A 12,258-nucleotide genomic window follows, 5' to 3' on the forward strand; every position below is an offset into this window, starting at 1 on the left:
TGTGGCGAAGCCACGAGTCTCGAGGGCTGACAGCAGACGCTTCGGGGGCCGAACCCCGCGCGCGCCAGCGCGCCAATAAACACAGCACCTTGGCGAGCAAGGTCGCCTGCCCCACCTCGGCGAGCAAGGCCACCTACCCCGCCTTCGTGGGCAAGGTCACCTCCCCACCCCCACGAGCAACCCCGATGCTCCCCTACCCCCGCACAACCCCGCCCAGCCCGACCCCCGCCATCCGCCCTCCGGAACTCACCGGCCGGGGTAATCGTTGTCGTGCAGTAGCGGTTCTGGCCGAAATTCGCGCGTTGGGCGCGCCACGTATACAGGAGTGCTATGCACGGGCACGGGTTTGCGAATGGAGTGAAAACGTTCGGGCTCATGGTCGGTCTTTCCGCGTTGATAGTCCTCGTGGGAGCGGCGTTCCGGAATACGACAATTCTGGTGATCGCGATCGTTCTCGCGGTCGCCATGAACGGCTACGCGTATTTCAACAGCGATAAGCTCGCGCTCAAGGCGATGCGGGCGCAGCCGGTGAGCGAAATCGAGGCGCCGGTTATCTACAAGATCGTGCGTGAGCTGGCGACCATCGCGCGGCAGCCGATGCCGCGGTTGTATATCAGCCCCACGAACGCGCCCAATGCGTTCGCTACCGGGCGTAGTCCGCGACATGCGGCCGTCTGCTGTACCAGCGGGATTCTGCAGATACTCGACGAGCGGGAATTACGGGCCGTGCTCGGGCATGAACTCTCGCATGTATACAACCGCGATATCTTGATTTCCTCGGTGGCCGGCGCGATGGCGGCGGTGATTTCCGGGCTCGCCAATTTGGCGTATTTCGCGGCCGCGTTCGGCGGTAACCGCGGTGGCTCCGGGCCGAGCCTTATCGGGGTGCTGCTGCTGAGTCTGCTGGGCCCGATCGCCGCCGGGTTGATCAAACTGGCGGTATCGCGGTCGCGGGAATATCAGGCCGACGAATCGGGGGCCGAGCTGACCGGTGACCCGCTGGCGCTGGCGTCGGCGCTGCGGAAGCTGGAGCGCGGGGTGCAGGCGGCCCCGTTGCCGCCCGAACCCCGGCTCACCGCGCAATCGCATCTGATGATCGCCAACCCGTTCCGTTCCGGTGAGCGGATGGCCCGGCTGTTCTCGACGCATCCGCCGATGGCGGATCGGATCGCGCGGCTGGAGCAGATGGCCGGCCGCTGATCCGCCGGACCGGTGGCGGTACCTACCGGTAGTTCACGAACTGCAAGGCGATCCCGAAGTCCTCGCTCTTCAGCAAGGTGATGACGGCCTGCAGATCGTCGCGTTTCTTGCTGGTGACACGCAGTTCGTCGCCCTGGATCTGCGGTTTGACACCCTTGGGGCCTTCGTCGCGGATCTTCTTGGAGATCTTCTTGGCGTGCTCGGAGTCGATGCCCTGCACGAGGGATCCGGTGATCTTGTAGGTCTTGCCGGAGGCGACCGGTTCGCCGGCGTCGAAGGCTTTGAGGGAGATATCGCGCCGGATCAGTTTCTCCTTGAAGACCTCGAGCGCGGCCTTCACCCGTTCTTCGGATTCGGCGGTCAGTACGACGTTGTCCTCGCCGGACCATTCGATTCCCGCGCCCGTGCCCCGGAAGTCGTAGCGGGTGTTCAGTTCCTTCTCGGCCTGATGCAGGGCGTTGTCGACCTCCTGCCGCTCGACCTTGCTGACGATATCGAATGATGAATCGGCCACACTGAGCTCCTGTTCGCTGTTGTAACACCCCTGCGTGCCTAGGCAAGCTACCTCGTTACCGGTGCGGCACCGATCAGCCGTCTCGGTGGGGCGCTGCTCATGCGATCTGGCCAGCGGGTTTGCATTCCGGGTGCGGGTTCGTTGTATCCTGCTCAGCGCACTCGGAAACACGATCGGAGATCAAAGATCGGGAGTGCGCTACCAGGCAGGTTGCCCGAGCGGCCAATGGGAGCAGACTGTAAATCTGTCGGTGAAAGCCTACGTAGGTTCGAATCCTACACCTGCCACCACGAGCCCCCGCCGGTGAAAGCCGGCGGGGGCTTCGTTGTCCCGGGCTCCCTCCGGGCGCGTGCCGCACTTCGGAAAAGTAGCTCTGACCACGCGGTTTGGATCTCTCGGCGGTGAGTGTGTACTCTCGTTCAAGTCTTCGAGGCAACGGGTAGCGGTTCTCTGCTTCTCGCTGCGGAGAAGTCGCGCCCCCTTAGCTCAGTCGGTAGAGCGTTTCCATGGTAAGGAAAAGGTCAACGGTTCGATTCCGTTAGGGGGCTCGCCGGATTGCCGGTGGTGTCCGACTCGGCACTCCAAGCCGCGACGTCGCCGTTGCAGATGGTACGTAAGGCGGTGTAGCTCAGTCGGTAGAGCAAACGACTCATAATCGTTGTGTCGCCGGTTCAAGTCCGGCCATCGCTACCCATACTGATTGACCCTCTGGTTGACCGGAAAGAAGGCATAATCGTGGCCGCGAAGTCCACCGATGTCCGGCCAAAGATCACCTTGGCCTGCGAGCAGTGCAAGCATCGCAACTACATCACCAAGAAGAACCGGCGCAACGACCCGGATCGGCTCGAACTGAAGAAGTTCTGCTCGAACTGCGGCACCCACCGGGCGCACCGCGAGTCGCGCTGACCCTCTCGTGATGTCGCCGCCCGTGAACGGCGGCGGTCCGTCGACTTCCGAGCCAACACGCCGGACGGTCGGAGCGGTTGCGGCTTTTCTGCCGTCGGCCTACGCAACGGATCGTCGACCTCAACGGGCGGTATTACGGTTTTCCCGATGGCCGTGATCCGGCCATCGAATCTGCGGCCGGTTCCCGGTCGTTGTCATGATCGGGCGGCGGCACGGCCCCCTCGTGGTCACGCCACTATCGTCTCCGGGCTGATGTCCAGTCGCCATGCAGACTCCGTGCTGCGGGGTCAGATAGGTACAGTCCTCCCGTGACATTGAACACCGGAACAGACGAAGCGGTTGCGACGGATACGGAGTTCGACCCCGCCGCGCACGCGGCCGCGATGGTCGGTCACCACTACCGTGTCGACGACTATTACGAGGTCGGCCGCGAGAAGGTGCGTGAATACGCCCGCGCCGTCCAGGACAGCCACCCGGTGCACTGGGACGAGGACATCGCGCTGGAGTACGGCTACGACGGCCTGGTCGCTCCGCTGACGTTCATTTCCCTGGTCGGCATTCTGGCGCAGCGCAAACTCTTCGAAACGGTCGTGACCGGCTACGACCTCAGCCAGATCATGCAGACCGACCAGATCCTGGAATTCCACCGGCCGATCCTGGTCGGCGACAGGCTGACCTGCGATGTCTATCTGCATTCGTTCCGCCAGGCGTTCGGTGGCGACATCATCGTCACCAAGAACATCGTCACCGACCAGCACGACGAGGTGGTTCTCACCACGTACACCACGCTCGTCGGTCGCAGTGGCGGGGATATCGATCCCAATCTCAACGACGCCGTGCGCAACGTCCTGATGCACGGGATGGAAGCATCCATGCCCGAGCACACGCCGCGGTCGCATCCCGCGCCGCCGGCGCCGGCGGCGCTCGCGGTGGAGCCCACCCGGTTCGCCCGCGCGCTCGGCGATGTCTCCGTCGGGGACGAGCTCCCGCCGCGCATCGTGAAGCTCACCCGCGGCGACCTGGTCAACTACGCGGGTGTCTCCGGTGACGCCAACCCCATCCACTGGAGCGACGAGGTCGTGAAGCTGGTGGACCTGGACACCTGCGTCGCGCACGGCATGCTCTCCATGGGTCTGGGCGGCGGGTTCGTATCCTCCTGGCTGGGTGATCCCGGTGGGGTGCGGGAGTACAACGTCCGCTTCACCAGCCCGGTGTTCGTGAGTGCCACCGAACCGGCCGAGGTCGAATTCACCGGCAAGGTCAAGTCCGTCGATTCGGAAACGAAGACGGCGGTGATCGCGATCGTGGCGAAATCCGGCGGCCGGAAGATCTTCGGCCGGGCCACCGCCACGGTGCGGTTGTCCTGACCTGGTCGGCCGACCCTGATTGGCTTCTGCCGCCGACGGTGCCGTACACTCGGGTTTCTGGGGTCACCAGCCGATGCGCGCTGCTCTGCAAGGCTGGTTCCAGGCGGGGTTCCCGAGTATCGGCCGACACGGCTGAGTAGGCTCGGACCGGACCGGTTCGTCCGGCCCCGCCGACGGGGCCGGCATCTGCCGGAGCGGCGCGCGTGTTGTGTGACACCCACGTCGACAACTGAATATCGCAGTGTGGCTGGACCTCACTTGTCAGTGTCCGGTTCAGCCGAAGGGGCGTAGCTCAAATGGCAGAGCAGCGGTCTCCAAAACCGCAGGTTGCAGGTTCAAGTCCTGTCGCCCCTGCCCTGGACACCAGCGACGAGAGAGGATCGACGTGACCGACGAGCGGGACACGCGCCGCGGCGGGTATGGCGCCGACGACGGCGACGACACCGCCGCCGTGCGGCCGAGCGGAAAGCGCTCCGCCCGGCGGAGCCGGTCCGCCTCGTCGGGCGCGTCCGATACCGGTTCGATCGCTACCATCGATCGGCCCGAACGTAAGGCCGAGACGAAGTCGGGCCGATCCGAACGTGATCGGTCCCGGAATCCGTTCAAGCGTTTGTTCAAGTTCCTGCGTGAGGTGATCGCGGAACTGCGGAAGGTTATCTGGCCCAACCGGAAGCAGATGGTCACCTATACGACCGTTGTGCTGGTGTTCGTGATCTTCATGGTCGCGTTCATCAGTGGGTTGGATCTGGCGTTCATCAAGGGTGTCGACTGGTTGTTCGGTTAGCCAGGCGATATCGGCGCCGGTAACCGATCCGCGCCGCGGGCCGGATGCCAGACCGAACCGCCGCGCCCGAACCCGGCACGCAGAGGATGCACGTGACGACACAGGAAGCGAGTGCCCAGTGAGCACCCCGGAGAACGACACCACCGACGAGTTCCCGGTCGACGATCAGACGGCCGAGGAGGCCGCCGTATCCGTCGAGGAGCCGGCGTCCGACGCCGAGCCCGAGGCTGCCGAAGAGGCCGCACCCGCATCCGACGACGACGGTGAGGAGCCGGACCCGGTCGAGCAGATGAAAGCCGTCCTGCGGCGCTCTCCCGGTGACTGGTACGTCATCCACTCCTACGCCGGTTACGAGAACAAGGTGAAGACCAATCTCGAGACCCGTGTGCAGAACCTGGACCTGGAGGATTACATCTTCCAGGTCGAGGTGCCCACCGAAGAGGTCACCGAGATCAAGAACGGCCAGCGCAAGAGCGTGAACCGCAAGGTGCTGCCGGGCTACATCCTGGTACGGATGGATCTGAACGACGAATCCTGGGGCGCGGTCCGCAACACCCCGGGCGTCACCGGATTCGTGGGCGCGACCTCGCGCCCCTCGCCGCTGACCATCAATGAAGTGGTGAAATTCCTGGTCCCGGCCTCGCAGCAGAAGAAGGCGCAGGCGCCGGCTGCCGCCGCGTCCTCGCACGAGGGCGCCGGCGAGACCGCGGCCAAGCCCGCCATCGAGGTCGATTTCGAGATCGGCGAATCGGTGACGGTGATGGACGGCCCGTTCGCGACGTTGCCCGCGACCATCTCCGAGGTCAACGCCGAACAGCAGAAGCTGAAGGTGCTGGTCTCGATCTTCGGTCGCGAAACTCCGGTCGAACTGGAATTCACCAAGGTCGCCAAGATCTAGTAGGCGGCGCCTGTGCTCCCGAGGCCGCGAGTCTCGGGCCGGAACTTGCAGAGAGCAAGGAACCACACACAACTAGGAAAGAAAGATGCCCCCCAAGAAGAAGAAGCTCGCCGGGATCATCAAGCTTCAGATCCAGGCCGGCGCGGCGAATCCGGCTCCCCCGGTGGGCCCGGCGCTCGGTCAGCACGGCGTCAATATCATGGAGTTCTGCAAGGCGTACAACGCCGCGACCGAATCGCAGCGCGGCAATGTCGTGCCGGTCGAGATCTCGGTGTACGAGGATCGGTCCTTCGACTTCAAGCTGAAGACGCCGCCCGCCGCCCGGCTGCTGCTGAAGGCCGCCGGTGTGCAGAAGGGCTCGCCCGAACCGCATCGCAACAAGGTCGCCACGGTGACCATGGATCAGGTGCGCGAGATCGCGAAGACCAAGCAGGAAGATCTGAACGCCAACGATATCGATCAGGCGGCCAAGATCATCGCCGGGACCGCGCGCTCGATGGGTATCACGGTCGAAGGCTGAAGCGTCGGCGCCGGAGGCGGTAGCGCAGCGTCACACGTAGGCGCAGCGGAGCCTTCCATTCGGCACCACAGCTGATCCCGTTTTCGGTGGGAGGGCCGGCCAGGCCCGATAACCACATCTGACGACAAGGACAGAGAAACATGGCAAAACGAAGCAAGGCGTATCTCGCCGCGGCCGAGAAGGTCGATCGCAACAAGCTGTACTCCCCGCTCGCCGCTACCCGGCTGGCCAAGGAGACCTCCACCACCAAGACCGACGCGACCGTCGAGGTCGCCGTCCGTCTCGGCGTGGATCCCCGTAAGGCCGATCAGATGGTTCGCGGCACTGTGAACCTGCCGCACGGCACCGGTAAGACCGCCCGCGTCATCGTGTTCGCGGCCGGCGAGAAGGCCGCCGAGGCCGAGGCCGCCGGTGCGGACGCGGTAGGCGCCGAGGATCTGATCGAGCGGATCCAGGGCGGCTGGCTGGACTTCGACGCCGCGATCGCCACTCCCGACCAGATGGCCAAGGTCGGCCGCATCGCGCGTGTCCTGGGCCCGCGTGGGCTGATGCCGAACCCGAAGACCGGCACGGTCACCACCGATGTGACCAAGGCGGTCAACGACATCAAGGGCGGCAAGATCAACTTCCGCGTCGACAAGCAGGCCAACCTGCACTTCGTGATCGGCAAGGCGTCGTTCGACGACAACAAGCTGGTCGAGAACTACGGCGCCGCGCTGGACGAGATCCTGCGTGCCAAGCCGTCGACCGCCAAGGGGCGTTACGTCAAGAAGGTGACGGTTTCGACGAACACCGGACCGGGCATCCCGGTGGACCCGAACCGCACCCGCAACCTCCTGGACGAGGAAGCGTAAGCGCTACCAGGTATTACCCCGCGACGGCGGGAGCATTCTCCGGGATGCTCCCGCCGTCGCGTTTTCGCCGTATGGCCGCGTCGGGGGCGCTCTGGAAGGGGCCTGTGAGGGCGTTTTGCCAGATAGGCCGGTCGCGAGGTAGTCTGATCGACGGTTGTCGACATGTTCGGCGACCACCCATCCGTTCTACCGAAGACCGTTGGTCGCCGATTCCGTATGGAATCGGTCGAAGGTCCGGCGAAAGTGCCGGCGGCCCGCGCAGGGAGAGCCGAGGCTGGGAGTGGAATGCGGGTTCGCACCCGCCATCCCGATACTCTTACGCGCCCCGGAACGCTCTGCGTTCGGGGCGCTTGTTCTTTCGCCGGCCCCTGATTCGGTAGGGCATACCCGAACCGACATCAGAGAGGAGGCGAAGTATGGCGAAACCCGAAAAGGTTGCCGCGGTCGCGGAGATCGCCGAGCAGTTCAAGGGCTCGACGGCCGCAGTGGTCACGGAATACCGTGGCCTGTCCGTCGGTGCGCTGACCCAGCTGCGTCGGGCGCTCGGTGCCGATGCCACGTACTCCGTCGCCAAGAACACCCTGGTGAAGCGTGCCGCGGCCGAGGCCGGCGTGGAGGGTCTGGACGACCTGTTCGTCGGACCCACCGCGATCGCGTTCATCTCGGGCGAACCGGTCGAGGCGGCCAAGGCGCTCAAGACCTTCGCCAAGGACAACAAGGCGCTGGTCATCAAGGGCGGCTACATGGACGGCGCACCGCTGTCCGTGGCCGAGGTCGAGAGCATCGCCGACCTGGAGTCCCGCGAGGTCCTGCTGGCCAAGCTGGCCGGTGCCATGAAGGGCAACCTGGCCAAGGCCGCCGGTCTGTTCAACGCTCCCGCTTCGCAGGTGGCCCGTCTGGCCGCCGCACTGCAGGAGAAGAAGCAGGCCGAAGGCGGCGAAGCCGCCGCGGAGTGACACCTTCCGCATCCCCATTCGCGGAACGGCCGGCTCCGGCTCGCCCGCACAGACATTCACTATCGAAAGGAAATATCAATGGCCAACGTTGATGAGCTGCTCGAAACCTTCGGCAACATGACCCTGCTCGAGCTGTCGGACTTCGTCAAGAAGTTCGAGGAGAAGTTCGAGGTCACCGCTGCCGCTCCGGTCGCCGTCGCCGCCGCCGGTGCCGCCCCGGCCGCCGCCGAGGCCGCCGAAGAGCAGGACGAGTTCGACGTCATCCTCGAGGGTGCCGGCGATAAGAAGATCCAGGTCATCAAGGTGGTCCGTGAGATCGTCTCCGGCCTGGGCCTGAAGGAGGCCAAGGACCTCGTCGAGGGTGCTCCGAAGCCGATCCTGGAGAAGGTCGCCAAGGACGCCGCCGACGCCGCCAAGGAGAAGCTGGAAGGCGCGGGCGCGAAGGTCTCGGTCAAGTAATTCCGACCGGCACAGCCGGAAACGGGCGGTCCCTCGGGGCCGCCCGTTTCTCTTTTCCGGGAAAATCGCTACCGCGCTGGTTAACGGTGATTCTTCCGGTTGGCAGACGTCACCGATGGTTACTCTTCGGTCAGGTCGGGTGTGCTATGGGTGTGCCATGAGATACAGTGGCCGAACCCACTGTGACGTGAGACGCACCGCTACCGGGTCTGCGGTGCCGAAGTGGGCAGCTCGCTGAGAAATGTGGAGGTTGGCGTGGGCGTCGAGGTCAGGACCGAGAGTGTAACCAAGTCGTTCGGTTCACAGCGGATTTGGCAGGACGTTTCTATTACCCTGCCTGCCGGTGAGGTCAGCGCGCTGCTGGGCCCGTCGGGCACTGGTAAGTCCGTATTCCTGAAGTCGCTTATCGGCCTGCTGCGGCCGGAGCGCGGGTCCATTTTCATCGGTGGTACCGATATCACCACCTGCTCCAACAAGGAGCTCTACGAAATTCGGAAACTTTTCGGCGTGCTGTTCCAGGACGGTGCGCTGTTCGGCTCGATGAACCTCTTCGACAATGTCGCCTTCCCGCTGCGGGAGCATACGAAGAAGTCCGAGTCCGAGATCCGCAAGATCGTCATGGAGAAGCTCGAACTCACCGGTCTGCTCGGTGCGGAGGGCAAACTGCCCGGGGAGATCTCCGGCGGTATGCGCAAGCGCGCCGGGCTGGCCCGCGCGCTGGTGCTCGATCCGCAGATCATCCTGGTCGACGAGCCCGACTCGGGTCTCGACCCGGTGCGTACCTCGTACCTGAGCCAGCTGCTCATCGATATCAACGCGCAGATCGATGCCACGATCCTGATCGTGACCCACAACATCAACCTGGCCCGCACCGTGCCCGACAACATCGGCATGCTGTTCCGGCGCCAGCTGGTGATGTTCGGTCCGCGTGAGGTACTGCTCACCAGCGAGGAGCCGGTGGTCAAGCAGTTCCTCAACGGCCGCATGATCGGCCCGATCGGTATGTCCGAGGAGAAGGACGAGGCGCAGATGGCGCGCGAGCAGGCGCTCGTGGACGCCGGTCACCATCACGGTGGCGCCGAAGAGGTCGACGGCATCATCCCGCAGATGCGCGCCACCCCCGGTATGCCGATACGTCAGGCGGTGCAGCGGCGTAAGGATCGTGTCCGCGAGGGCATGCATCTGCTGCCGCATGCGGCGCAGGTGGCCATCCGCGAATCGCTGGACGAGAACGACGAGACGATGGTCATGTCGTACAACTCCGGCCGGCAGCCGGCCGGCCGTGACGCGGGTAACGATTTCCCCGGTTCGGACTTCGAGACCGCGCAGTACCCCAAGCTGTAACAGGCTTGCTCCGAGAGCAGCGCGTCGGGTCACACCCGGCGCGCTGTTTGTTTTCCGTCTCCCCGCCCGGCTCGGCCGGGGAGGCCCACGCGGCTCCGCCGAGGTGACCCGCCCGGGCCGCGGCGGTGGACACGCCCGGCCCCGCCGACCGTAGATCCGCCGCCGCCGCACCCCCGCGACGCGCCCGCCGCCGGTGTTTCGGGTGATCTTGTACTGCGGCAACTGATCCGAGGACCAGCAGGTCGGCACGGGCACTTGACGACTTTCGCCCGACCCGTCACGCTATTGGAGACGGTTTCGATCGTCACCGAGAGTGCGTGACCGCCAGCGCCGAATCTGTTGTCGGCGGCTCGGACCGCGGACCGGAACGCAGCCAGCGAACCGGTCCGGCGAGTCAGCCGCCCAACGGCTCGCCGGGGTGGTACTTTGACACCTCCGTATAGGTAGGTGTAGGTTTGGACGTTGCGCTGGCTGCCTCCTGTCCATTCCTTGATCGCACTACGAAAGTCCCACCCTTCCGGTGTTGCTTCCGTTGTTTGCTGTTCGAGTCTCGTTCGGGTTGTGACCAGCGAGAATCCAAAAATGTAGCAGACAAGCGACGGTCGCGGACCACCACGCGACGCGCGTGAGGTGCTGGAAGGACGCATCTTGGCAGTCTCCACCCAGACAAGCGCCAATACGAAGCTGGGAGTTTCGGGAGGTATCCCCGGGGCTCCGTTGCGGGTGTCTTTCGCGAAGATCCGGGAGCCGCTGGAGGTGCCCGGACTTCTCGATCTACAAACGGAATCTTTCGCCTGGTTGGTCGGCACGCCGGATTGGCGTGAGCGGGCAGCCGCGCGCGGTGACGGCGGACTGGTCGGCGGGCTCGAGGAGGTGCTCGAGGAGCTCTCTCCGATCGAGGACTTCTCCGGCTCGATGTCCCTGTCCTTCTCCGATCCGCGCTTCGAAGAGGTCAAGGCCTCGATCGACGAGTGCAAAGACAAGGACATGACCTACGCGGCGCCGTTGTTCGTCACCGCGGAGTTCATCAACAACAACACCGGCGAGATCAAGAGCCAGACGGTCTTCATGGGTGATTTCCCGATGATGACCGATAAGGGCACCTTCATCATCAACGGCACCGAGCGTGTCGTGGTGTCCCAGCTGGTCCGTTCGCCGGGTGTGTACTTCGACCACTCGGTGGACAAGAGCACCGAGAAGGATCTGCACAGTGTCCGGGTGATCCCGTCCCGTGGCGCGTGGCTGGAATTCGACGTCGACAAGCGCGACACCGTCGGTGTGCGTATCGACCGTAAGCGGCGGCAGCCGGTGACCGTGCTGCTCAAGGCCCTCGGCTGGACGAACGAGGAGATCACCGAGCGTTTCGGTTTCTCCGAGATCATGATGTCCACCCTGGAGAAGGACAACACCGCCGGCCAGGACGAGGCGCTGCTCGACATCTACCGCAAGCTACGTCCGGGTGAGCCGCCTACCAAGGAATCCGCGCAGACCCTGCTGGAGAACCTGTTCTTCAAGGAGAAGCGCTACGACCTGGCGCGCGTCGGTCGCTACAAGATCAACAAGAAGCTCGGCCTGCATCCGGGCGAGGCCATCGACGGGTCGGTACTGACCCGCGAGGACATCGTCTCCACCATCGAGTACCTGGTGCGGCTGCACTCCGGCGACCGGACCATGACCGCCCCCGGCGGCGTCGAGGTCCCGGTCGATGTGGACGATATCGACCACTTCGGCAACCGTCGTCTGCGTACCGTCGGCGAGCTCATCCAGAACCAGATCCGGGTCGGCCTGTCCCGGATGGAGCGTGTGGTCCGCGAGCGGATGACCACCCAGGACGTCGAGGCGATCACGCCGCAAACCCTGATCAACATCCGCCCCGTCGTGGCCGCGATCAAGGAGTTCTTCGGAACCTCCCAGCTCTCGCAGTTCATGGACCAGAACAACCCCCTGTCGGGCCTTACCCACAAGCGCCGTCTCTCGGCGCTGGGCCCGGGTGGTCTGTCCCGCGAGCGCGCCGGACTCGAGGTCCGTGACGTACACCCCTCGCACTACGGCCGCATGTGCCCGATCGAGACCCCGGAAGGCCCGAACATCGGCCTGATCGGTTCGCTGTCGGTGTACGCGCGGGTCAACCCGTTCGGTTTCATCGAGACGCCGTATCGCAAGGTGGAGAACGGCCGCGTCACCGACGAGGTCAAGTACCTGACGGCCGACGAAGAGGACCGGCACGTCCGGGCCCAGGCCAACTCCGCGGTCGCCGCCGACGGCCATTTCATCGAGGATCGGGTGCTGTGCCGCCGCGGTAACGAGGAAATGGAATTCGTCGACGCCACCGAGGTCGACTACATGGACGTCTCCCCGCGCCAGATGGTGTCGGTGGCGACGGCGATGATTCCGTTCCTGGAACACGATGACGCGAACCGTGCCCTGATGGGTGCGAATATGCAGCGTCAGGCGGT

11 protein-coding genes, 4 tRNA genes and 1 pseudogene are annotated in these 12,258 nt (G+C 64.7%); 15 read left to right on the forward strand and 1 reads right to left on the reverse strand.

The features are described 5' to 3' along the window. The first annotated feature begins 330 nt into the window (after window positions 1–330). Window positions 331–1,200: a zinc metalloprotease HtpX gene (gene htpX / locus AB0F41_RS30750; RefSeq protein WP_357429955.1), complete on the forward strand. Its 870-nt coding sequence runs from the start codon at window positions 331–333 to the stop codon at window positions 1,198–1,200. A gap of 22 nt (window positions 1,201–1,222) precedes the next feature. Here the strand turns inward: htpX and AB0F41_RS30755 are convergent, their stop codons facing one another. After that, window positions 1,223–1,714 carry a YajQ family cyclic di-GMP-binding protein gene (locus AB0F41_RS30755; protein WP_357429957.1) on the reverse strand — a complete coding sequence of 164 codons (492 nt, stop codon included), beginning with the start codon at window positions 1,712–1,714 and terminating at the stop codon, window positions 1,223–1,225. A 204-nt stretch (window positions 1,715–1,918) separates the two neighbouring features. Between AB0F41_RS30755 and AB0F41_RS30760 the strand changes: the two genes are divergently transcribed. The 14 genes and pseudogenes from AB0F41_RS30760 to AB0F41_RS30825 all read left to right on the forward strand — a co-directional run. Continuing rightward, window positions 1,919–2,004: transfer RNA gene (locus AB0F41_RS30760), tRNA-Tyr, on the forward strand. 185 nt (window positions 2,005–2,189) lie between these two features. Continuing rightward, window positions 2,190–2,262, forward strand: a tRNA-Thr gene (locus AB0F41_RS30765). 69 nt (window positions 2,263–2,331) lie between these two features. Next, window positions 2,332–2,404, forward strand: a tRNA-Met gene (locus AB0F41_RS30770). A 45-nt stretch (window positions 2,405–2,449) separates the two neighbouring features. Continuing rightward, window positions 2,450–2,620 carry a 50S ribosomal protein L33 gene (gene rpmG, locus AB0F41_RS30775; RefSeq protein ID WP_357429959.1) on the forward strand — a complete coding sequence of 57 codons (171 nt, stop codon included), beginning with the start codon at window positions 2,450–2,452 and terminating at the stop codon, window positions 2,618–2,620. Between the two features lie 314 nt (window positions 2,621–2,934). Beyond that, window positions 2,935–3,987 carry a fused (3R)-hydroxyacyl-ACP dehydratase subunits HadA/HadB gene (locus AB0F41_RS30780; protein ID WP_357429971.1) on the forward strand — a complete coding sequence of 351 codons (1,053 nt, stop codon included), beginning with the start codon at window positions 2,935–2,937 and terminating at the stop codon, window positions 3,985–3,987. 281 nt (window positions 3,988–4,268) lie between these two features. Next, a tRNA-Trp gene (locus tag AB0F41_RS30785) sits at window positions 4,269–4,341 on the forward strand. A gap of 31 nt (window positions 4,342–4,372) precedes the next feature. Beyond that, window positions 4,373–4,771: a preprotein translocase subunit SecE gene (gene secE, locus AB0F41_RS30790; protein WP_357429961.1), complete on the forward strand. Its 399-nt coding sequence runs from the start codon at window positions 4,373–4,375 to the stop codon at window positions 4,769–4,771. A 118-nt stretch (window positions 4,772–4,889) separates the two neighbouring features. Continuing rightward, window positions 4,890–5,669, forward strand: a complete 780-nt coding sequence (nusG, locus tag AB0F41_RS30795; protein WP_357429963.1) for a transcription termination/antitermination protein NusG — start codon at window positions 4,890–4,892, stop codon at window positions 5,667–5,669. 85 nt (window positions 5,670–5,754) lie between these two features. After that, window positions 5,755–6,189: a 50S ribosomal protein L11 gene (gene rplK / locus AB0F41_RS30800; RefSeq protein ID WP_328388715.1), complete on the forward strand. Its 435-nt coding sequence runs from the start codon at window positions 5,755–5,757 to the stop codon at window positions 6,187–6,189. Between the two features lie 140 nt (window positions 6,190–6,329). Continuing rightward, window positions 6,330–7,043: a 50S ribosomal protein L1 gene (gene rplA / locus AB0F41_RS30805; protein ID WP_357429965.1), complete on the forward strand. Its 714-nt coding sequence runs from the start codon at window positions 6,330–6,332 to the stop codon at window positions 7,041–7,043. Window positions 7,044–7,459: 416 nt separating this feature from the next. Continuing rightward, window positions 7,460–7,999, forward strand: a complete 540-nt coding sequence (rplJ, locus tag AB0F41_RS30810) for a 50S ribosomal protein L10 (RefSeq protein WP_357429967.1) — start codon at window positions 7,460–7,462, stop codon at window positions 7,997–7,999. A 72-nt stretch (window positions 8,000–8,071) separates the two neighbouring features. Continuing rightward, window positions 8,072–8,458 (forward strand): 50S ribosomal protein L7/L12, encoded by a 387-nt coding sequence (gene rplL / locus AB0F41_RS30815; RefSeq protein WP_357429973.1) that lies wholly within the window; start codon window positions 8,072–8,074, stop codon window positions 8,456–8,458. Window positions 8,459–8,713: 255 nt separating this feature from the next. Beyond that, the gene (locus tag AB0F41_RS30820) at window positions 8,714–9,802 is read left to right on the forward strand and encodes an ABC transporter ATP-binding protein (protein WP_357429969.1); all 1,089 of its coding nucleotides are present in this window, start codon (window positions 8,714–8,716) and stop codon (window positions 9,800–9,802) included. A gap of 630 nt (window positions 9,803–10,432) precedes the next feature. Further along, a pseudogene (locus tag AB0F41_RS30825) lies at window positions 10,433–12,258 on the forward strand (DNA-directed RNA polymerase subunit beta); the annotation flags it as partial.

This window comes from Nocardia sp. NPDC024068 (assembly GCF_040638875.1).
In the GTDB taxonomy this organism is placed as follows: Bacteria; Actinomycetota; Actinomycetes; order Mycobacteriales; family Mycobacteriaceae; genus Nocardia.